This window comes from Labrys sp. ALF-8, from assembly GCF_059699065.1.
Genome location: NZ_AP048538.1, coordinates 245,035 through 265,712 on the forward strand (window position 1 = coordinate 245,035; position 20,678 = coordinate 265,712).

Consider the following 20,678-nt stretch of genomic DNA (forward strand, 5'->3'; position numbering starts at 1 on the left):
GAAAAAGCAGCACAATATGGTTGATTCTGGCGAAAATGCCCGGCGGTTCACGGCCCAAGACCTGTCATTCCTATGCGACCGGCTGGCGGCGCGCTTCGGGGCGCGCTTTTCGACGGGCCAGGCGTTGCGTGACCAGCATGCGAGCGTGCTGACGTGGCTGCCGCCGCAGGCGCCGGACGGCGTCGTATTCCCCGAAAGCGAGGCCGAGGTCGCGGAGATCGTGCGTTTGTGTTCCGAGCACGGCGTCCCGGTCATCGCCTATGGCACCGGCACGAGCCTCGAAGGCCACGTCAATGCGCCCGAGGGCGGCATCAGCGTCGACATGGGGCGCATGAACGCGGTCGTCGCCGTCCACGCCGAGGATCTCGACGTCGTGGTCCAGCCGGGCGTGACGCGCAAGCAGCTCAACGACTATCTGCGCGACCAGGGCCTGTTCTTCCCGATCGATCCCGGTGCCGACGCCTCGATCGGCGGCATGGCCGCCACCCGCGCGTCCGGCACCAATGCCGTGCGCTACGGCACGATGAAGGATAACGTCGTGTCGGTGCGTGCCGTGCTTGCCAATGGCGAGGTTGTCTCGACCGCGAGCCGCGCCAAGAAAAGTTCGGCCGGCTACGACCTGACGCGCCTGCTCGTGGGTTCCGAAGGCACTCTTGGCATCATCACCGAGGTGACCCTGCGCCTGCACGGCATTCCGGAGGCGATCAGCGCGGGCGTCTGCCCCTTTGCGACGGAGAAGGCGGCTTGCGATGCCGTCATCGCCACCATCCAGTCGGGCCTCGCGGTCGCGCGCATCGAGTTGCTCGACGCGCTGATGGTGCGGGCCGCCAACGCCTATTCGGGGCTGGATCTCCCGGAAAGCCCGATGCTGTTCCTGGAATTCCACGGCAGCGAAGCGGGCGTGGCCGAACAGGCCGAGCGCTTCGGCGAGATCGCGGCCGAATATGGAGGGGGCCCGTTCTCCTGGGCCACCAGGCCGGAAGAACGCACCAGGCTTTGGACGGCCCGCCACAATGCCTATTGGGCGGCGGGCGCCCTGCGTCCAGGCATGCGCAGCCTTGCCACCGATGTCTGCGTGCCGCTCTCGCGGCTTGCCGAATGCGTGGCCGAGACGCGTCGGGATATCGACGAGACGGGTCTCGTAGCCCCGATCGTCGGCCACGTCGGCGACGGCAATTTCCATGTCCAGCCGATCATCGATGTCGACAATGCCGACGAGGTCGAGGCCTGCAAGGGTTTCCTCGAGCGGCTCGTCCAGCGCGCGCTGGCCATGGAAGGGACCTGTACCGGCGAACATGGGGTGGGGCAGGGCAAGCGGAAATATCTGAAGGCCGAGCATGGCGAGGCGGCTCTCGCGGCCATGAAGGCGATCAAGACCGCGCTCGATCCGAAGGGCATCCTCAATCCAGGCAAGATCCTCCCGGATTGAGCGGCGGGAGTGCCCACGGTCCTTCGGCGAAGACGTTCAAGTCAGGATCTGGCGCCGGAACGCAAAACAGGCGGGTGTTCTCCCTGAAACACCCGCCTGCCGGCGAAATTCTGTATGATCATAGGCACTCTCCTCGAGGGGACCCGGCTTCCAGCGAAACCGGAGCGCATCATCAGAAAATGCCGCTGGCTATGGTGTGACCACCACAGGCTGGCCGACAGCCTTTGCTCCCTCGGTGGCGTCCTTGGGCTTGACACGAACGATGATCGGCATGGTTAGCCCGGAAGGAACCGGCCGGCCGTCGAGATAGCCAGCCTGCTGCGTCTGCTTGTCCACCGAAAGAAATACGAGCATGTTTGCCGCTGCCACACGGCTGGAGGGTTCACTGCGGGCCAAGGGATTCTGAACCGTGTGAGTGCCAACCGTATAGAAGCCTGCGCCGAAAACACCTAACGCCAATGCGACTCCAACGGAGCTGATCAAGCGTAACATTGTGTACCCACCTCACTGAAAGCGAGAGATACCGTTCCTCTATTGACGCGACGCTGTTATGACGATGGTCGTCAAATCGACCACCCCTTAACTCCGGACGCCCACATTTGTTTCGGGATCGTCCAGGGTACAGCCCTACCGGCCCATGCTTTTGCACTGATCCCGGCACTAGTTTTCATATCACAAATTTTGTACGCACCTTAATGAAATCTAAAGATTTGGTGAAAATGTGAACGCCGCCTGCTTCTTGTGCAGACCACGCTTTTTCCTTGTTGACGATTTCGCCCCGCCTTTGTTTTCGCGTATGGTCCGATGAGTGGGACGATATTCACGGCCAGTCGCCAAATGCCGGTGCGGGCATGATCTTTAGGCCCGGTAAGGCTCCGGTTGGAGCTGGATGAAAGGAAGTTCGGCGTGCGCGAGGCGCTCACCGTTGTCGGTTTCTTGTTGATCCTGGCTTTTGCGGCTCTCTTCACGGCGCCGCTCTACGTGGATTGGAATGCATGGCGCGATGATATAGGCGCCCGCCTGTCCGAGCACTTCGGGACGCCCGTGGTCATCAGGGGCCAGATCCAGGCGCGCATCCTGCCTCAGCCATGGCTGTCCCTCGGCGACGTGGCGATCGGAGATCCCTACGGCACGACCAAGCTGAAGGTGGCGAGGATCGACGGCGATGTCAGCCTGGGTGGCCTGTTGCGCGGCGATGTCGACTTGTCGAATGTCGTGGTGCGCAGCCCCGATCTGACCGTGGTGGCCGACGACCAGGGGCTGGTGTCGCCGCTTGCGCAGAACCTGGTCTCGCTGAACGCTGCAGTGGAGAGCTTCGAGCTCAATGACGGCTCTCTCCACTATATCAACAAGGCCGATGGCCAGGACTTCACGCTGGCCGGCATCAATCTGGTGGGAGAGGCCGGTTCCGTCTTCGGTCCCTACAAGGCGGAGGGCGGCGCCCAATTCGCGGGAGTGCCCCACACGATCAAGCTGACCACCGGCGTGCTCGACGGCAACGGCCTCAATCTGCGCCTCACCGCGGTGCCCGCCGACAAGCCGGTGACGCTGGATCTCGAGGGAGCGGTGAAAATCCAGGAGGGCAAGCCGACTTTCGTCGGCAATGCCACACTGATGCGGCCGGTCTTCGCCGCCAGGACCAACAGCGCGCCGGCGTCGGATGGTTCGGATGAGGTTCAGACGCCGTGGAGCATCACCGGTCCCGTGACGGCTTCGCCGGCCGGCCTCATCTCGGACAAGGTAGCCATCCAGATCGGGCCGGACGAAACCGCCTTGAAACTGAACGGCAGCCTCAATCTTTCCTTCGGCACGCGCACGGTGCTGGAGAGCGCACTTTCCGGCAAGCAACTCGAACTCGACCGTTTCGCGGGCATAGGTCCCGATCAGCGCATGCCGCCCGCCGCAGTGCTGGCCCGGCTGATGCGGGCCTTGCCGGGCTCATCCGACCTAGCCGCGTCCTCGCATGTCGATCTGTCGGTCGAAAGCCTGATGCTGGGCGGCGAACTGATGCGCAATGCCCGCGCCAGCCTGCGCATGAATGACGGTCGTCTCCAGGTCGATCATCTCGAGGCTGACCTGCCGGGGCAGTCGCATCTGCTGCTGGCGGGCGACGTGAACGACGATGGCGGCGGCTTCAAGGGCAGTCTCACCTTGAACTCCGACCGGGCAACCGGCCTGATCGGCTGGCTGCAGGGGCAGCCGGTGCTAGGCCGTCCGGATGCGGCGAGGAAACTGACGCTGCAGGCCAATCTCGCCGCCGACGCCGACAAGGTCGGCCTCTCCCAGCTCACGCTTTCCGTCGATGACGCGGCGGTCAAGGGCAACCTGGCCTGGAGCCGCCTGGCCCAGGGCAGGGCGGCCGGCCGGGTCGATGCCAATCTTGCCGCCCAGCGCATCGATCTGGATGCCCTGCCGTCCGTTGCGGCCTTGCTGCCCGGCAGCAGCGACATCTTCAGCGAGGCCGATGTCAAGATCCAGGCGCAGGAACTGGCGCTCGCGGGCATCGAAGCCAAGTCCGTCAGCGGCCATATCAAGGCCGGGGGCAAGCTGATCGCCCTCGAGGACGTGGTGGTGAACGATCTGGGCGGCGCCAACCTCACGGCGAACGGCCATATCGACAATATCGGGACCCGTCCGCAGGGCGAGATCCGCGTCAATCTGAACGGGCGCGACCTGACGGGCCTCGCGGCCACGTTGAGACGCAGTGCCCTGCCGGCCTTCTGGGTAGGGGCCTTCGCGGACAGGGCCGCCGCCCTCTCCCCGGCCAACGGCAATCTTGTCATCGCGTTCGGCAATACGGAGCGCTACTCGATCGATGGCAAGTTCGGAGGCAGCGTCATCCAGCTCGACACCGACCTGGGGAATGCCTCCGGCAAGTCGGCGGTCAACGTCAAGCTGAAGGCCGACAGCCTGGACGTCGCCACCCTGCTGCGCCAGACGGGCCTGCGCCTTTCCACCGGCAATATTCCCGGCCGTGCCTCGCTGGATACCAGCCTGTCCGGCGTGCCGGGGACTGCGATGAACTGGACGGCTGCCTTCAAGGGAACCGGGCTCGACCTCAGCGGCAAGGGCCAGGTGGCGGGCTCGCTGGAGGCTCCCGTTCTCGATGGGCAGGTCAGCGCCAGCACGGACGACGTCCTCGCTCCCGCCCAGCTCTTCGGCGTGGCACTGCCCGGCGTCCTGCCCGAGCAGGGGGTAACGCTGTCCGCCGGCCTGCACATGCGTGGCGGGCGCTTCGCCTTCGATAACCTGTTCGGCACGGTGCTCGGCATGCCCGTGAGCGGGGCCCTTACTGTCAATCCGGGTTCGCCGAGCCACTTGGACGGGCAGTTGAGCTTCGCTGAAGCCGATGCCAAGCTCCTGGGATCGCTGCTCTCGGGAGCGGATCTCGACGCCGGCAACGCGAACGGCAACGCCTTCTCCGACGAGGCGTTCGGGACGACCGCCCTCGACAACGTCGCCGGCCGCCTGACCGTCACGGCCCAGGCCCTGCAGCTATCGCGCCGTTTGCCCGACCTCTCCGACGCGAAGGGTGAGCTCAGTTTCGGCGCCGGGTTGGTGGCCGTCGATAATTTCTCCGCCAGCCTCGGTGGCGGCACCATCGCCGGTGCCTTGCAGCTCTCCCGCGCCGCACTCGATACCGCGGCAACCGGACGCTTCACCTTGAAGGACGTCGACCTCCGGACACAGGATGTCGATGGCCGGCTGACCGCGGCTCTGGACTTCCAGGGGACGGGCCGCTCGCCCGACAGCCTGATGTCATCCCTGACAGGCGGGGGGACGCTGGAACTGAAGGAGCCGGTGCTGTCGGGCTTTTCGGAGAACGCCTTCAGGCAGACCGTCGCGGCGGTCGACGGCGGCCTCGCCGCCGATGCGGCCCGTGTGAAGCCGGCCTTCGAGCAGAGCCTGGCAACCGAGCCGTTGAATCTCAGCCCGATAACCGGCAACCTTTCGCTCGCGGGAGGCATATTGAGGCTCTCTTCCACACGCACGGCGTCGGCGGGCAGTGCCGTGGCGCTTTCAGGCCTGCTCGACCTTTCCGACCTGACCGTGAAGAGCGACGTCGTGTTGATGCCGGCTGATATGCCGGATGGTTTCGGCGGACCTGCTCCTTCCATTCCCGTCCAGATCCGCGGCGCCATCGACAATCTTCGGAAGGATGTCGACGTTTCCGGCCTCCTTGCCTGGCTGAGCATCCGCGGCGCCGAGCAGCAGGCGCGCAAGCTCGAAATCCTGGAGGCTCAGCGGCAGGCGGAGGAGAAGGTGCAGGAGGAGGCCCGGCGTGCGGAGGCGGCGAAGATGCAGAAGGCGATCGACGATGCCCGCATCAAGGCCCTGCTGCAGTCGCCCGGGCCGGCCGGGCCCCCGAAGGATCAACTGCCGCCCGCCGCGGTTTCGCCGGTGCCGCCCCCCGTGCCGCAGGTCCAGGGCGCGCCGGTGATCAAAATGCCGTCCTTGAACAACTTGCCGTCGACACCCGTTGCCCCGGGCCAGACGACGGTGTTGCCGCCGCCGACCCTGCCGGGCGGGCCGCAATTGGCGCCTCCGACCGAAGCGCCCGCCGTCACGCCGTAGGAACCCTGCCGAGACGGGAGAAGGATAGGAGTCGGCTCATCTCCGGCGGGAATTGGGGCGATTGGTCGCGACAATGCCGGGAATGCCTGGGGAGCAGGAACGATTCGGGGGAAAGGCGCGGGCGGCGGATGCTCTGCCTTCTCAGCCGCGGCGAACGTTCTCCAATACGAACAGGCGAATGGCTGACGACAGATTGCCCTGGGCCCGCGTCGCGTCGATTTCGGCAACGACGTCGGAGAGCGTCAGGTCGCGTTTCGCGGCGAGCTCCTTCAAAGCATCCCAAAACGCATCCTCCAGAGACACGCTCGTCTTGTGCCCGGCGATGACTATCGATCGTTTTACAACTTTGCTCTTCATGGCAGCCAATCACTCTTCATACTTGGGCTCCAGCCGGTGTTGGTCGAGATGAATTTCAGCATCTCTATTCTCCGCCTGAAGCCTTTCTTTCTGTGCTCGTGACAACCCGTGTAGAGTGCGGTTCCGCGCAGCCTCCTGCTCGGCTTTCCTCTTTGCCTGAGCCTTGCGAGCTCTCCTTAAATTTATGATCTCGACCATATATTTACCCGAGGGGAAATTTTCTCCTGCATGAGTAGTTCCGTTGCTACCTTTTTAGATACAGCTTACGCTATATAAAGGTTGGTTAAAAACATTCATTTGATCATTCTTTATCTGTTGTGATCATCCGTGCAAGGCTCATCGCTTCCTCAAATGCCTTTTTGTCCATTATTTTCGCTGCCATTACTTCTTGAAGTAGCGTAGTACCGTTTCGATGGGCAGCCTTCGCAATATAAGCTGCCTTATCATAGCCAATGATCGGCGTGAGTGCCGTCACCAGCATCAGGGAACGCGAAACCAGGTCGCTGATTCGCGCGGTATCGGCAGCCAGGCCCTCGACGCAGTGCTCGCGGAAGCTGTTCGCGGCATCGGCCAGGAGGCGTACGGACTGCAACGCGGCATCGGCGATCACGGGCTTGAAGACGTTCAGCTCCAGATGTCCCTGGCTCCCCGCGAAGGTGATGCTTGCATGGTTGCCGAACACGCGCGTGCAGACCATCGTTATCGCTTCGCACTGGGTGGGATTGACCTTGCCCGGCATGATCGAAGAACCCGGCTCGTTCTCGGGCAGGATCAACTCGCCCAGGCCGGCGCGAGGTCCGGAGCCGAGCAGGCGGATGTCGTTGGCGATCTTGAACAGGCTGACGGCGACGGTATTGAGCGCACCGTGGGCGGACACCAGCGCGTCATGCGTGGCCAGCGCCTCGAACTTGTTGGCAGCCGTGACGAAGGGCAGGCCGGTGAGGCTGGCGAGCTCCGCTGCGATCCGCTCGGCAAAGCCCTCGCGTGTATTGAGGCCGGTGCCGACGGCGGTGCCGCCCTGAGCGAGCGGCATCAACTCCGACAACCCTGCCTCCACCCGCCGGATCCCGTGGCGGAGCTGGGTCACGTAACCCGAAAACTCCTGGCCGAGCGAGAGCGGCGTCGCGTCCTGGAGGTGGGTACGTCCGATCTTGATGATGTCCTTGAAGCTCTCGGCCTTGTGCTCCAGCGCTTCCGCCAGCTGCGTGAGGGCCGGCAGCAGGCGCTTCTCGATCTCGACAGCCGCGGCGACGTGCATTGCCGTGGGGAAGGTGTCGTTGGAGGATTGCCCGCGATTGACGTGATCATTCGGGTGGATGGGCGTCTTCGACCCCATCGCGCCGCCGAGCATCTCGATGGCCCGGTTGGAGATCACCTCATTGGCATTCATGTTCGTCTGCGTTCCCGAACCCGTCTGCCAGACCACGAGCGGGAACTCATCGTCGAGCTTGCCATCCGCAACCTCGCGTGCCGCACGCTCGATCGCGTCTGCCAAACGCGCATCGAGCGCGCCGAGTTCCCTGTTGGCGCGTGCGGCGGCCAATTTAATCAGCCCGAGCGCATGGACGAGCGGCCGCGGCATCCGTTCGACGCCGATGCGGAAATTCTGCAGCGAACGCTGGGTCTGGGCACCCCAATAATGTTCGGCGGGAACCTCGATGGTACCGAAGGAATCGCTCTCGCGGCGAGTGGCCTGCGCGCGCTCGTTCATCGTCTTCTCCTGTGTGGCCCGTGGTACGTTCGTTCAAATAAGGCTGCGTAATCCTGAGGAAAGCATGCGTAAGCGGCAATCGCCTCTTTTTTCTCCCGAACAGGCAGCTTATATTCTCTTTGCCGGCTCGCGCCGGCTATGGCGATAAATGGTCATCGGAATAAACCTATCGGACCCGGGGGCAGTACCCGGCGCCTCCACCAGAGCCCGTCACGCGCGGGCTGCGGCGGGGGCGAAACAGGATCGACGAGGGTGTAAAGGGTGTGCTTTCGCTCGGCATGGTTCCGCCGATATCGGGCCGTTTCAATAGTTGCCAACGACAACTATGCTCCGGTTGCGGTTGCCGCGTAAGCGGTAACTAGACCGAAATCAAGTCCTGACGGGTAGCACCGGCAGGCGGGGTTCGGAGGCACCTGGCAACAGAAGCCTCCACTTCATTTCCGGTCTGCCTGCAGGCCTTTCCAATGAGCCGGCCTGGTAAAGAAGCGCGATGAGTACTGACCATATCCGTTATGATCTCCTGACTCAGGATGCGCTGCGCGGCATGGTTCGCCGCGTGCTGGCCGACGCCGCGCGCATGGGCCTGCCGGGCGAACATCACTTCTTCATCTCCTTCAAGACGCAATATCCGGGCGTCAGCATTCCTGCGCGCCTTGCGGAGAAGTTCCCGGAGGAGATTACGATCGTCCTTCAGCACCAGTTCTGGGATCTCAATGTCAGCGACTTCGGTTTCGAGGTCGGGCTTTCCTTCGGCAATGCGCCCGAGCGCCTCACGGTGCCTTTCGCGGCCGTGACGGCATTCTTCGATCCGTCCGTCGATTTCGGCGTCAAGTTCGAGGTCGACGAGGAGCCCGAAGAGGAAGAGGCGGTGGCGGAAGCCAAGCCGGCAGCGCCGGCCGTACGGGCCGTCCCGTCGCCCGCCGAGGCGGTCGAGGTCCGGAGGGAGGCGCCAGCAAAGCCGGCCCGCGGCAAGAAGGCTGCTGCAGCGCAGGACGAGGAGACGGTAGCGCCGCCCGAGCCATCGGATGAAGACAAGCCTGCCGAGGACGAAAAGATCGTCAGCCTCGACCATTTCCGCAAGAAAAAGTAGCGCCTGGCCGATCGGGGCGGCTTGAGGAGGGATCGCGGGGCGCCGCGCCGGGTCTCCTTCGGAGTTGCGCCGGATGGCGGATCGTCGTTCGATCCGGCACCACTGTGCCTTGGAAACACGAAGCCCCGCTCCAGTGGCTGAAGCGGGGCTTTTGTTTGATCAGGCTACCGGTGCGAAAAATGGCACCCGCGCTCAGTTCAGCGCCAGGGCCACGAAGTGAAGCTCGCCCTGTGCGTTCGAGAGCAGGAGCAGAGCCTGCTTCGTGCCTGTCTTTTTCAGATCGTCCAGCCGCTTGGTCACATCATCCGGACTGGACACGCTCTGCTGGCCGACCTCGATGATGAGGTCGCCCGGCTTGACCTGCTTGTCCTGGGCAGCAGAGCCATCGTCCACCTTGGTGATCAGCACGCCCTTGGCGTCGCTGCCGAGCTTGAACTGGTCGCGCAGTTCCTTGGTCAGCCCCGATATTTCGAGGCCCAACGCCTTGGCGGTCTTCGGTTTCGCTGGCACGACAGGTTCGGCCGAAGCCTTGATTACGGTGTCGCCTTCATCGAGCCGGGCCACTGTGACGGTCTTGGTCAGCGTCTGGCCCTTCCGCAGGATCACGACCTCGACCTGCTTCTCGACGGTGGTATCGGCAACGATCCGGGGAAGATCGCGCATCTCCTTGATGTCGTGGCCGTCGAACTTGAGTATCACGTCGCCCGGTTCGAGGCCCGCGGGTTTCGCGGGACCCTTGTCGTCGACGCCGGCGATCAGCGCGCCCTGGGCGTGATCCATGCCGAGGCTTTCGGCGATATCGTCGGTCACGGCCTGGATGCGCACGCCGAGCCAGCCGCGGCGCGTCTCGCCATATTTCTCCAGCTGGTCGATCACCGGCTGCACGGTAGCGGCGGGCACGGAGAAACCGAGGCCGATGGAGCCACCCGTGGGTGAGATGATGGCGGTGTTGATGCCGATGACGTCGCCGTTCATGTCGAACAGCGGGCCACCCGAATTACCCTTGTTGATGGCGGCATCGGTCTGCAGATAGTTGTCGTAGGGCCCGGAATTGATGTCGCGGTTGCGGGCCGAGATGATGCCGAGCGTCACCGTCGACGACAGGCCGAACGGGTTACCGATGGCCATCGCCCAATCGCCCACGCGCACCTTGTCGCTGTCCGCGAACTTCACGGCCTTCAGCGGCTTCGGCGGGTCGACCTTGAGGACGGCGACATCCACCTTCTTATCGCGGCCCAGGAGCTTGGCCTTGAGCTTGCTGCCGTCGTTGAAATTGACCTCGATGTCGTCGGCGCCGTCGATCACGTGGTTGTTGGTGACGATGATGCCCGAGGAGTCGATGACGAAGCCCGACCCGAGCGCCTCGGTCTTGCGCGGGCGTGGAGGCGCGCCCTTGCCGTCCTTGTTGAAGAACTGGTTGAAGAAGTCCTCGAAAGGTGATCCCGGAGGCAGCTTGGGCATCGGCTGCTGGGGAGCATCTTCATCGTCGTCATTGTTGTTGTCGGCCGTGATCGTCTGGGAGGTCGAGATGTTGACGACCGAATCGATCAACTGCTCCGAGAGGTCGGCGACGGACGGGGGGCCGGCGGCGGCGAAGGCAGGCGGGGCGAACAGGGCGGCCGGGCTGGCGGCGAGCAGGGCGGCGAGGGCGACGGCGCCGCTGCGGCGCATCAGGCTCTTGGAGTCGATCAGCATAGAGTCCTCGGTGGATGCGGCATTGTCCAGGTTGATTGGCCGCTGATGTGGTGAGCAATCCGAGTGGATTTCAAGGGTTGAATGCGGCGCGAGCGTGACGCCTGCTGCCATTCACGCAATGTTGTGTCCCATCCTGTTCCCATAGGCACTCGAAACAGGGTCGTCACAGTCCTCGTACGCACCAGATGATGATGATGCCTATGATGGCGGAGATAAAACCGGCGATGCGCAGCTGCGCATTGGGGGAGGTGGCGACCGAGACCATCATCTTCCGCACGGGGTCAGGAAAAGCAAGAAAGACCAGTCCTTCGATCGCGAAGGCGAGACCGAGTGCCGTAATGAAATCGCCGAAAGAGAAACTGCCCATCCGCCCCACACATGATACGCACGGTTCTTGGTATTCAATGAAAACGCCGGCCGCAAGGAAGCGGCCGGCGCAATGGAGCTTTATCTAGGGCTGGCGTCAAGCTTATTGCGAAGGCGCCGAGGCCGAGGGCGCCGCTGGGGCAGGGGCCCCGGTTGATGGGCCCGGGCCGGGAGCGGCGGGCGAGCGCAAGTAACGATAGTAATCCCAATCCGGGCTCACCACGACCTGCGTGTTGGCGGGCTTCGTCGTCTCGACATAGGAGCGCGTCGACAAGTAGAACTGCGCGAACTCCGGATCCTTGCCATAGGCGTCGGCCAGGATCTTGGCCTTGGCCGAGTCGGCCTCGCCGATGGTCGCCGACGCCTTGCCCCGGGCTTCGCCGAGGATCTTGGCGACCTGGCGGTCGGCATCGGAGCGGATGATCTGGGCGTTCTGCGTGCCCTGCGAGCGAATCTGCTGAGCCTCAGTCTGGCGCTGCGACTGCATGCGCTTGTAGACGGCCTGGCTGTTGGCGTCCGGCAGATCGGCGCCGCGGATGCGCACATCCACGACGTCGATGCCCAGGCCATCGGCCTCGCGGTTCACGTCGCTGCGGATCTTCTCCATCAGGTTGGCGCGCTGGTCGCGCACCACGGCCGCGAAGGTGGCCTGGCCAAGCACGCGGCGCACGGCCGAGGACAGGATCGAGGACAGCTGCAATTCCGCTCCCTTTTCCGAACGGGAGGTCTGGTAGAAGCGCAGCGGATCCTTGACGCGATAGCGGGCGAAGGCGTCGACCTTCAGGCGCTTCTGGTCACTGGCGATGATCTCCTGCGGGGTCGAGTCGAGATCGAGCACCTGCTTGTTGATGTATTCGACATTCTCGATGAACGGCCACTTCCAGTAGAGGCCCGGTTCGATCTTGGCCGGCAGCGGCTCGCCGAAGCGCAGCGGCAGGGCATAGTCGCGCGGGGTGACCGTATAGGCCGACAGGAAGACGAGGATGAAGGCGGCCGCAACTGCGATCAGGCCGCCGGTAGCGATGGGCGATCTCATTGGGCGCCTCCCTGCTGGGGCTGTTGGGGAGCCGGCGGCTGCTTCATCAGGCGGTCCAGCGGCAGATAGGGCACGATGCCCTGGCCCGGCGCCTTGTTGTCGAGGATCACCTTGTTGGTATCCGAGAGGATGGCGGTCATGGCTTCCAGATACATGCGTTCGCGGGTCACGGCCGGGGCCTGCTTGTAGGCGGCGTAGACCTCGTTGAAGCGAGTGGCCTCGCCGTTTGCTTCGGCGACCGTGCGGACGCGATAGGCCTCGGCGCTTTGCGTGATGCTCGCCGCCTGGCCGCCCGCTTCCGGGATCACCTTGTTGGCGTAGACCTGGGCCTGGTTGACGGTGTTCTCCTGGTCGGCCCGGGCCGCCTGGACGTCACGGAAGGCATCGATCACCTGCGGAGGCGGATCGACATTCTGCAACTGAACGAGGCGGACGAGGACGCCGGCCTTGTAGCTGTCGAGCGCCCGCTGCATTTCCACCTGGACCTGCTGCTCGATCGCCTGGCGGTCGCCGGTCAGGATCGGGGTGATGTTGCGCTGGCCGATGGCCTCGCGCATCGCGCTTTCAGCAACGGCGCGGATCGTTCCACGCGGATTGGAGAGATTGAAGGCATAGTCCTGCGGATTGGCAGGATTGATCTGCCATTGCACGGTGAAGCCGATATTGACGAGGTTCTCGTCGCCCGTCAGCATTTCGTTGTTGCTGTCGTTGTCGCCGCGCGCCCCGATATTGATGGTCTCGACATTGGTGACGGTGGGCTTTTCGACCGTGCCGATGGGATAGGGAATGTTGTAGCGCAGGCCCGGCGGGCTCAGCGAAACATATTTTCCGAAGACGAGATTGAGGCCGACTTCGTTGGGCTGTACGCGATAGAAGCCGGTGAGAAGCCAGACGACGATCAGGATCACCAGGCCGATGGCGATGTTGCGCGGCGTGAAACCGCCGCCGCCCTGCAGGTTTCTCAGGCCGTCCTTGCTGCGGCGCAGCCAGTCTTCGAGATCGGGCGGAGGACCGCCGCCGCCGGCCGGACCACCGCCCCAGGGGCCACCGCCACCGGGGCGCCCGCCGCTGCCATTGCCGCCGCCGCTCCCCCAGGGGCCTCCACCGCCGCTCTGGTTACTCCAAGGCATGTCTGGGTCCTTCAAATCGTCGTCTGCATCATCATGGCGAAATCCCGATCTGGGAGGCAGAAAGGGCCATGAAGAAGCTGCATATAGGAACGCAGCCCCTTCGATCAATCCGAAAGCTCGTTTGGAAACAAGCCTCTATGAGCCCGCTCCAAGATTGGGGCATGCCCGCCTTCTTCTCGCCCCCAAGCGAAACTTCATCGGCATGGCATTGATATTTCTATGTAAACCTATCTCCGGGCGGCCGGGCGCACTTCCTGGCGGCGGGCTGGTTAAATTTCGTTCATCAGGCTCCCAACAGCCCATTCGGGGGCTTCCTGCGGGGAAATGAATCGCCAGCCGGGCATCTGATGACGGAACCAGGTGAACTGCCGCTTGGCATAGTGGCGGGTATCTGCCTTTGCTCCCTCGATCGCCTCGGCGAGCGAAATCTCGCCCCCGAGATAGCGGAGCAGGCCGGGGACGCCGTGGGCGCGCATCACTGGCAGTGCGGGATCGAGACGGCGGGCGGCGAGCGCACGCACTTCCTCGATCGCGCCCTGTTCGATCATCGCGTCGAAGCGCTGGTCTATCCTGGTGTAGAGGACCTGGCGTTCGGGCGCGAGGAAGAGGCGCAGGCAGCGCGAGGCGTCGAGCAGGGGCGGGGAGTGCGGTTCCTGCTGCCATGAGGAGAGGGCGCGGCCCGTCGCCGCGAAGATCTCCAGCGCGCGGATCAGGCGCTGGCGGTCGCTTGGTCTCAGCCGAGCCGCTGTCCCGGGATCATCCTTCGCCAGCCAGGCGTGGAGGGTCGGCGTCTCCAGAGGCTCGGCCTTCAGGCGGATCGCTTCACGCACCGCATCCGGCACGGCCGGCATATCGGCGAGTCCCTGTTCGAGAGCCTTGAAGTAAAGCCCGGTGCCGCCGATCACGATGGGCAGCCTCCCCTCGCGACGTGTCGAGTCCAGCGCCGCCGCCGCATCCTCGCGCCAGCGGCCGACCGAATAGTTGATGGCGCCGTCGACGTGGCCGTACAGCAGGTGTGGGGCACGCGCCGTCTCGCTCGCATCCGGACGGGCGCTGAGGATGTGGAGATCGCGGTAGACCTGCATGGAGTCGGCGTTGATGACATTTCCGCCGAAGCGCTCGGCGAGATGGAGGGCGAGAGCCGACTTGCCGCTGGCTGTCGGACCTGCCAGAAGCACCGCATCGAATTGTCTGGCAGTCACCACATGTCCCTTGTCGCCACGCTGATCTCCCACCCCGACCGGCCCGCCATCGACGCCCAGGCGCTCGCCCGGGCCGCCGAGGCGCTGAGCGCGCCGCAGGCTCCCGTGCTCCTCGCCGCCGGCATCGCCGCCGATATCGCCTGCGAGCCCGATGGCGCGCCGCAGGCCATCGAGGCGCGGTTGCGCGAGGCGCTGGCAGGCATTCCGGTCGATGTGGTGGTGCAGGAAGGTGAGGGACGGCGCAAGCATCTTTTCCTCGCCGACATGGATTCCACCATGATCGGGCAGGAATGCATCGACGAGCTTGCGGATTTCGTCGGGGCCAAGGCGTTGGTGGCCGAGATCACCGAGCGAGCGATGCGCGGTGAGATCGCCTTCGAACCGGCCTTGCGGGAGCGCGTGATGCTCCTGAAAGGCCTGCCGGAGAGCATAGCTGACGAAGTGGTCCGCGAGCGGCTTACGCTGACGTCCGGAGGGCCGGAACTGGTGCGCACCATGCGGGCGCACGGCGCCTATTCCGCACTGGTTTCGGGAGGCTTCACGCTGTTTACCGCCAGGATTGCCGAGATGGTGGGTTTCGACGAGCACCATTCGAACGTCCTCATGGTCGAGGATGGCCGCCTCACCGGCGAGGTGGCGGAGCCGATTCTCGGCAAGGAGGCCAAGCGCGCCAATCTCGAACGCCTGCGCCAGGCGAGGGGGCTGGCCGCTTCCGATACGATGGCGGTGGGCGACGGCGCCAACGATCTCGCCATGCTGGGCGAGGCCGGGCTCGGGGTCGCCTATCGCGCCAAGCCCGCTGTGGCGGCTGCGGCGCGCATGCGTGTCGAGCATGGCGACCTGACGGCGCTGCTCTATGCGCAGGGCTATTCCATCAAGGAGATCGCCAGGGGGTAGATATTTGTTAGCCTGCTTCTGCGACAGTGGATGACGGCTAACAGCCATCGCGGAATCGCTCTTCGGAGGCTATATAGAGCCCATGCTCGATCGCACCCGCAAACCGCATCCTGAACAAGCCTATCTGGAACTCCTCGAGCGAGTCTGGCGCGAGGGGTCGCCCCGGCGCGACCGGACGGGCGTGGGCACCCGCGCCTTGTTCGGACAGACGCTGCGCTTCGACCTTTCGGACGGCACGATGCCGCTTCTCACCACCAAGCGCGTCTCGTGGAAGACGATCGTGCGGGAGCTGTTGTGGTTCCTCGACGGCGGCACCAACATCCGGCCGCTGCTCAAGGACAAGGTGACGATCTGGACGGACTGGCCGCTCGCCAAATATCGGCGCGAGACGGGAGACCAGATCTCGCAGAAGGATTTCGAGGCCCTCATCGTCGCCGACGAGGCCTTTGCCGAGCGCTGGGGCGATCTCGGTCCCGTTTATGGCGCGCAATGGCGGCATTGGCCGCTCTTCGTGCCCACCGACGTCCAGGGCGAGGAGCAACTCTACCGGCGCGATCCCGCCGGCATCGACCAGATCGCGAGGCTGGTGCACGACATTCGCACCAACCCCACGTCGCGGCGGCTGATGTTCACGGGCTGGAACGTCGCCGAACTGGACGGCATGGCGCTGCCGCCCTGCCATACGACCTATCAGTATTTCGTTGCCGACGGGCGGCTCTCCGGTCTCCTGCACCAGCGCTCCTGCGACGTCGGCCTAGGCGTGCCCTACAACATCATGACGGCCTCTTTGCTGATCCGCATGCTGGCTCAGCAATGCGATCTCGAACCGGGTGAGTTCGTCTGGTTCGGCGGCGACACCCACGTCTACGAGAATCATGGCGATCTGGTCCGTGAACAGCTCAGCCGTACGCCGTTGCCCTGGCCGACTCTTCGCTTCGCCCGCAAGCCTGCCTCGATCCTCGACTACAAGTTCGAGGATTTCATCATCGAAGGCTACCAGTGCCATCCCGCCATCGAGGCGCCGATCGCTGTGTGAGCGAGAGAGCGGACCATCCGACACTTCCTTAGAGTGTCGCAGGGATGTCCGCACTTCCAGGAGCCGCCATGCCTGTTCCCGTCATCATGGTCGCCGCCATGGCCCATAATCGCGTCATCGGCGTCGACAACGGCCTGCCATGGCGCATGCGGTCCGACCTGAAGCAATTCAGGGCGGCTACGATGGGCAAGCCCTTGATCATGGGCCGCAAGACCTACCAGTCCATCGGAAGGCCCCTGCCGGGACGCCGAACCATCGTGGTCACTCGCGACAAGGCGTTTGCGGCCGAGGGGGTGGAAGTCGCCGACGGGCTCGAAACGGCACTGACCCGGGGCCAGGAAATAGCGGCCGAGATGGGGGCCGATGCCGTGGTCGTCGCGGGTGGAGCGGCCATCTACGCGCAGGCGCTGGCGAAGGCGGACGGGCTGCTGCTCACGGAACTCGACCTGGAGGCGAAGGGCGACGCTGTTTTCCCAACGGTATCGCCGACCGAGTGGCTGGAAGTCTCGCGTGTTGCGTTTCCACGCGGCGAAGGCGACGACGCTTCCTTCGAGGTCGTCACCTGGCAGCGGCGATAGCGCCTGCGGTCCGTCGAAATCACGGTGACTGTTGCGTCGCACAAAAAAGTTTGAACTTTGTTTCTGGAATTTTGCTGAACAGCGCGCTCGTTTCGAAACATTGCGAATTGCCGAGTGATTTCAACGATAGGGACATACGCTTCGGAGCCGGCGGCACAGCTTCGGATTGCAGGGCCGCCCGAGACGGCAACCTATTGAATAGGTTGGAGAAATACTTCACGAGGCTGTGAATCTCATCCAGGCGCGACCTGTGTCATGGGAAATGGGCTCCGCCTGTCGCTGCGCGGCCGGGGGCTTCTCATCATTCGTTTCACGCTTGGCGCTCTGTTCAGGGGGAGGGCGGCAGGACGTGGACTCAGGCCCGGCTGCATGATCGCACTCGTTCGCATTGCCCTGAACCGTCCCTATACCTTCATCGTCCTAGCGCTGCTGATCCTGATCATCGGGCCTCTGGCGGCGCTGCGCACGCCCACGGACATCTTCCCGGATATCCGCATTCCGGTGATCAGCGTGATCTGGCAGTATACGGGCCTGCCGCCGGACCAGATGACCGGCCGCGTGACCACGCCGTTCCAGCGTGGCCTCACCACGACGGTGAACGACATCCAGCACATCGAAGCCACTTCCTATAATGGCTTCGGCATCATCAAGATCTTCTTCCAGCCCAACGTCGACATTCGTACCGCCAATGCGCAGGTCACTTCCGTGTCGCAGACGGTGCTTAAGCAGATGCCGGCGGGCATCACCCCGCCGCTGATCCTCAATTACAACGCCTCCACCGTGCCGATCCTGCAGATCGCCCTCTCGGGGCAAGGCATGACGGAGCAGGGCCTCGCGGATCTCGGCCTGCAGACGATCCGTACGCCGCTCGTCACCGTGCCGGGCGCGGCGATCCCCTATCCGTTCGGCGGCAAGTCGCGTCAGATCCAGATCGACCTCAATTCCTACGCCCTGCAGGCGCGCGGTCTTTCGGGACAGGACGTCGCCAACGCGCTCGGTGCCCAGAACCTGATCACGCCGGTCGGCACCGAGAAGATCGGCGACTACGAATATGCGGTCCAGCTCAACGACGCGCCGTCATCCCTCGACGATCTCGCCAATCTGCCGATCAAGTCGGTGGATGGGGCCATCGTCTACATCAAGGACGTTGCGAGCGTCCGGGACGGCAACCCGCCGCAGACCAACATCGTGCACGTGGACGGCGCACGCTCCGTACTCCTGCAGGTGCTCAAGAACGGTTCCGTGTCGACGCTCGCCATCATCCAGGGCATCAAGGATCAACTCGCCCAGATGGCCTCGACCCTGCCGGACAACCTCAAGGTTTCGCTGCTGGGAGACCAGTCGATCTTCGTGCGCGGCGCCATTGCGGGCGTGGCGCGCGAGGGCGTGATTGCGGCCGCGCTCACCAGCCTGATGATCCTGCTCTTCCTCGGCAGCTGGCGCTCGACCGTCATCATCGCCGCCTCGATCCCGCTGGCGATCCTGGGATCGGTGATCGCGCTGTCGGCCATCGGCGAGACGCTCAACATCATGACGCTGGGCGGCCTGGCGCTCGCAGTCGGCATTCTCGTCGACGATGCGACGGTGACGATCGAGAATATCAACTGGCATCTCGAACACGGCAAGGACGTGCGCACCGCCATCCTCGACGGAGCCCAGCAGATCGTCATGCCCGCTTTCGTCTCGCTGCTGTGCATCTGCATCGTGTTCGTGCCGATGTTTTTCCTGGACGGTATCGCCCGCTTCCTGTTCGTGCCGATGGCCGAGGCGGTGATGTTTGCGATGATCTCGTCCTTCATCCTGTCACGCACTTTCGTGCCGACCCTGTGCAACTACCTGCTCAGGCCCCATGTCGACCACGGTGTTCATGGCCGGCCGCGCACGCGCAACCCGCTGGTGCTGTTTCAGCGCGGCTTCGAAGCGGGCTTCGAGCGCATCCGGACGGGCTATCACGGCCTGCTCGATCTCGCGCTTGGGCATCGGGCGATCTTCATCGTGGGCTTCCTCGCCTTCGTCCTGGCATCCTTCGTCCTGACGCCCTATCTTGGCCGCAACTTCTTCCCTGCCGTCGATACCGGCCAGATCCTCATGCATGTGCGGCTGCGCGTCGGTACGCGGGTCGAAGAGAGCGCCGGGGAGTTCGCGGAGATCCAGAAGGCGATCCGCGGCATCATCCCCCCCGACCAGCTTTCGACGCTGGTCGACAATATCGGCATGCCCATCTCGGGCATCAATCTCGCCTACAACAACACCGGAGTGATCGGTTCCCAGGACGGCGACATCCAGATCAAGCTTTCCGAGGATCACCGCCCGACCGACACCTATGTCCGGAAGATGCGCGAGGAACTGCCACAGCGCTTTCCTGGCGTGACCTTCTCCTTCCTGCCCGCGGACATCATCAGCCAGATCCTCAATTTCGGTGCGCCTGCGCCGATCGACCTGCAGGTGCGCGGCAACGATCTGGAGGCCGACTTCAAATATGCAGACGTGCTGCTCGGCAGGCTGCGTCATATTCCCGGAGTCGCCGATGCGCGCATCCAGCAGTCGGATGCCAATCCTACTCTGAACGTCGACGTGGACCGCGCGCAGGCCGAATATGTTGGCCTGACCGAGAAGGATGTCACCAACTCCCTGGTCGTCAACCTTGCGGGCTCGAGCCAGGTTTCCCCGACCTACTGGCTCGATCCCAGGAACGGCGTTTCCTATCCGATCGTGATGCAGACGCCGCAATACCAGGTCGACACCCTCGGCGCCCTTCAGACCATCCCGATCACGGCGGCCGGCACGGCCTCTCTTCCGATCCTGGGAGGGGTGGCCAGGGTCACCCGCAGCAAGAGCGACGCGGTGGTCTCCCAATACAACATCCAGCCCATGGTACAGATCTATGCGACGACCCAGGGGCGGGACCTGGGAGCCGTCGCGGCCGATATCGCGAAAGTCGTCGCCGATACCAGGGCACAGGTGCCCCGGGGCAGCAATGTGGTGCTGCTTGGCCAGGTGCAGACCATGAACAGCGCATTCGTCGGCCTGCTTCTGGGCCTTCTCGGTGCCATCGTGCTGATCTATCTGCTCATCGTCGTGAACTTCCAGTCGTGGTCCGATCCCTTCGTGATCATATGCGCCTTGCCGGCGGGCCTCGCGGGCATCGTCTGGATGCTGTTCGTTACGCAGACGCCGCTCTCCGTGCCGGCCCTGACCGGCGCGATCATGTGCATGGGCGTCGCCACCGCCAACTCCGTGCTGGTGATCTCCTTTGCCCGCGAGCGCCTGGAGGAACTGGGCGATCCACTCGCCGCGGCAATGGAAGCGGGCTTCGTGCGCTTCCGTCCGGTCTGCATGACCGCGCTCGCCATGGTCATCGGCATGGCGCCGATGGCGCTGGGCATGGGCGAGGGCGGGGAGCAGAACGCACCTCTCGGCCGTGCGGTCATCGGCGGCCTGATCTTCGCAACCCTGGCGACCCTGGTATTCGTGCCGGTCGTCTTCTCCCTCGTCCACAAGCGCCGCGGGGCACCCGACAAGCTCCATCCCGTGACGCTGCAGGAGACCCCGCGCCATGTCTGAGCCCGCCATCGC

The 20,678-nt window shown here is 64.1% G+C and carries 16 protein-coding genes and 1 other RNA gene; 8 read left to right on the top strand and 9 right to left on the bottom strand.

Annotated elements, in window-relative coordinates; all coding sequences use genetic code 11:
- The first annotated feature begins 16 nt into the window (after positions 1-16).
- Complete coding sequence (locus AC6H34_RS20965) at positions 17-1,429, top strand: FAD-binding oxidoreductase (RefSeq protein ID WP_497540108.1); 1,413 nt, start codon at positions 17-19, stop codon at positions 1,427-1,429.
- 189 nt (positions 1,430-1,618) lie between these two features.
- On the opposite strand, the gene AC6H34_RS20970 is transcribed toward AC6H34_RS20965, so the two are convergent.
- Complete coding sequence (locus AC6H34_RS20970) at positions 1,619-1,783, bottom strand: hypothetical protein (protein ID WP_448146898.1); 165 nt, start codon at positions 1,781-1,783, stop codon at positions 1,619-1,621.
- 552 nt (positions 1,784-2,335) lie between these two features.
- On the opposite strand from AC6H34_RS20970, the gene AC6H34_RS20975 reads away from it, so the two are divergent.
- Positions 2,336-6,004, top strand: coding sequence for an AsmA family protein (locus tag AC6H34_RS20975; protein WP_497540109.1), 3,669 nt, complete (start codon positions 2,336-2,338; stop codon positions 6,002-6,004).
- 141 nt (positions 6,005-6,145) lie between these two features.
- On the opposite strand, the gene AC6H34_RS20980 is transcribed toward AC6H34_RS20975, so the two are convergent.
- The 3 genes from AC6H34_RS20980 to fumC form a co-directional block, all read right to left on the bottom strand.
- Complete coding sequence (locus tag AC6H34_RS20980; protein WP_284314351.1) at positions 6,146-6,361, bottom strand: ribbon-helix-helix domain-containing protein; 216 nt, start codon at positions 6,359-6,361, stop codon at positions 6,146-6,148.
- A 9-nt stretch (positions 6,362-6,370) separates the two neighbouring features.
- Entirely contained in the window at positions 6,371-6,559 is a 189-nt protein-coding gene (locus AC6H34_RS20985; protein ID WP_497540110.1) for a DUF4169 family protein, read from the bottom strand.
- A gap of 103 nt (positions 6,560-6,662) precedes the next feature.
- Entirely contained in the window at positions 6,663-8,072 is a 1,410-nt protein-coding gene (gene fumC / locus AC6H34_RS20990; RefSeq protein ID WP_497540111.1) for a class II fumarate hydratase, read from the bottom strand.
- 82 nt (positions 8,073-8,154) lie between these two features.
- Here fumC and ssrA point away from each other — a divergent pair.
- Positions 8,155-8,506: a transfer-messenger RNA gene (ssrA, locus tag AC6H34_RS20995) on the top strand.
- Positions 8,507-8,562: 56 nt separating this feature from the next.
- Positions 8,563-9,162 carry an SspB family protein gene (locus AC6H34_RS21000; RefSeq protein WP_497540112.1) on the top strand — a complete coding sequence of 200 codons (600 nt, stop codon included), beginning with the start codon at positions 8,563-8,565 and terminating at the stop codon, positions 9,160-9,162.
- A gap of 192 nt (positions 9,163-9,354) precedes the next feature.
- On the opposite strand, the gene AC6H34_RS21005 is transcribed toward AC6H34_RS21000, so the two are convergent.
- The 5 genes from AC6H34_RS21005 to miaA all read right to left on the bottom strand — a co-directional run bounded on the left by AC6H34_RS21005 (position 9,355) and on the right by miaA (position 14,591).
- The gene (locus AC6H34_RS21005; RefSeq protein ID WP_448146903.1) at positions 9,355-10,857 is read right to left on the bottom strand and encodes a DegQ family serine endoprotease; all 1,503 of its coding nucleotides are present in this window, start codon (positions 10,855-10,857) and stop codon (positions 9,355-9,357) included.
- A gap of 163 nt (positions 10,858-11,020) precedes the next feature.
- Complete coding sequence (locus AC6H34_RS21010; RefSeq protein WP_448146904.1) at positions 11,021-11,224, bottom strand: DUF2065 domain-containing protein; 204 nt, start codon at positions 11,222-11,224, stop codon at positions 11,021-11,023.
- A 102-nt stretch (positions 11,225-11,326) separates the two neighbouring features.
- Positions 11,327-12,259 carry a protease modulator HflC gene (hflC, locus tag AC6H34_RS21015; protein WP_448146905.1) on the bottom strand — a complete coding sequence of 311 codons (933 nt, stop codon included), beginning with the start codon at positions 12,257-12,259 and terminating at the stop codon, positions 11,327-11,329.
- Positions 12,256-13,389: an FtsH protease activity modulator HflK gene (gene hflK / locus AC6H34_RS21020; protein WP_448146906.1), complete on the bottom strand. Its 1,134-nt coding sequence runs from the start codon at positions 13,387-13,389 to the stop codon at positions 12,256-12,258. The genes hflC and hflK overlap by 4 nt, the downstream gene beginning before the upstream one ends.
- A 269-nt stretch (positions 13,390-13,658) precedes the next feature.
- A complete protein-coding gene (gene miaA, locus AC6H34_RS21025; protein ID WP_448146907.1) occupies positions 13,659-14,591 on the bottom strand; it encodes a tRNA (adenosine(37)-N6)-dimethylallyltransferase MiaA in 933 nt (310 codons plus the stop codon).
- Positions 14,592-14,594: 3 nt separating this feature from the next.
- On the opposite strand from miaA, the gene serB reads away from it, so the two are divergent.
- From serB to AC6H34_RS21045, 4 genes are all read left to right on the top strand, one after another.
- Positions 14,595-15,488, top strand: coding sequence for a phosphoserine phosphatase SerB (serB, locus tag AC6H34_RS21030; RefSeq protein ID WP_448146908.1), 894 nt, complete (start codon positions 14,595-14,597; stop codon positions 15,486-15,488).
- A gap of 82 nt (positions 15,489-15,570) precedes the next feature.
- Entirely contained in the window at positions 15,571-16,524 is a 954-nt protein-coding gene (locus AC6H34_RS21035) for a thymidylate synthase (protein WP_448146909.1), read from the top strand.
- A 68-nt stretch (positions 16,525-16,592) separates the two neighbouring features.
- Positions 16,593-17,102 carry a dihydrofolate reductase gene (locus AC6H34_RS21040; RefSeq protein ID WP_497540113.1) on the top strand — a complete coding sequence of 170 codons (510 nt, stop codon included), beginning with the start codon at positions 16,593-16,595 and terminating at the stop codon, positions 17,100-17,102.
- Positions 17,103-17,471: 369 nt separating this feature from the next.
- A complete protein-coding gene (locus AC6H34_RS21045; RefSeq protein WP_497540114.1) occupies positions 17,472-20,666 on the top strand; it encodes an efflux RND transporter permease subunit in 3,195 nt (1,064 codons plus the stop codon).
- Positions 20,667-20,678 lie beyond the last annotated feature (12 nt).

Bases quoted from the DNA above. Each gene is read 5' to 3' on its own strand.
- AC6H34_RS21045 (WP_497540114.1), top strand. From the start codon at position 17,472: ATGATCGCACTCGTTCGCATTGCCCTGAACCGTCCCTATACCTTCATC.
- AC6H34_RS20965 (WP_497540108.1), top strand. From the start codon at position 17: ATGGTTGATTCTGGCGAAAATGCCCGGCGGTTCACGGCCCAAGACCTG.
- AC6H34_RS20980 (WP_284314351.1), bottom strand. From the start codon at position 6,361: ATGAAGAGCAAAGTTGTAAAACGATCGATAGTCATCGCCGGGCACAAG.
- AC6H34_RS21005 (WP_448146903.1), bottom strand. From the start codon at position 10,857: ATGCTGATCGACTCCAAGAGCCTGATGCGCCGCAGCGGCGCCGTCGCC.
- hflK (WP_448146906.1), bottom strand. From the start codon at position 13,389: ATGCCTTGGAGTAACCAGAGCGGCGGTGGAGGCCCCTGGGGGAGCGGC.
- AC6H34_RS21000 (WP_497540112.1), top strand. From the start codon at position 8,563: ATGAGTACTGACCATATCCGTTATGATCTCCTGACTCAGGATGCGCTG.
- serB (WP_448146908.1), top strand. From the start codon at position 14,595: ATGTCCCTTGTCGCCACGCTGATCTCCCACCCCGACCGGCCCGCCATC.
- AC6H34_RS21010 (WP_448146904.1), bottom strand. From the start codon at position 11,224: ATGGGCAGTTTCTCTTTCGGCGATTTCATTACGGCACTCGGTCTCGCC.
- fumC (WP_497540111.1), bottom strand. From the start codon at position 8,072: ATGAACGAGCGCGCGCAGGCCACTCGCCGCGAGAGCGATTCCTTCGGT.
- AC6H34_RS21040 (WP_497540113.1), top strand. From the start codon at position 16,593: ATGCCTGTTCCCGTCATCATGGTCGCCGCCATGGCCCATAATCGCGTC.
- AC6H34_RS21035 (WP_448146909.1), top strand. From the start codon at position 15,571: ATGCTCGATCGCACCCGCAAACCGCATCCTGAACAAGCCTATCTGGAA.
- AC6H34_RS20970 (WP_448146898.1), bottom strand. From the start codon at position 1,783: ATGCTCGTATTTCTTTCGGTGGACAAGCAGACGCAGCAGGCTGGCTAT.
- AC6H34_RS20985 (WP_497540110.1), bottom strand. From the start codon at position 6,559: ATGGTCGAGATCATAAATTTAAGGAGAGCTCGCAAGGCTCAGGCAAAG.
- hflC (WP_448146905.1), bottom strand. From the start codon at position 12,259: ATGAGATCGCCCATCGCTACCGGCGGCCTGATCGCAGTTGCGGCCGCC.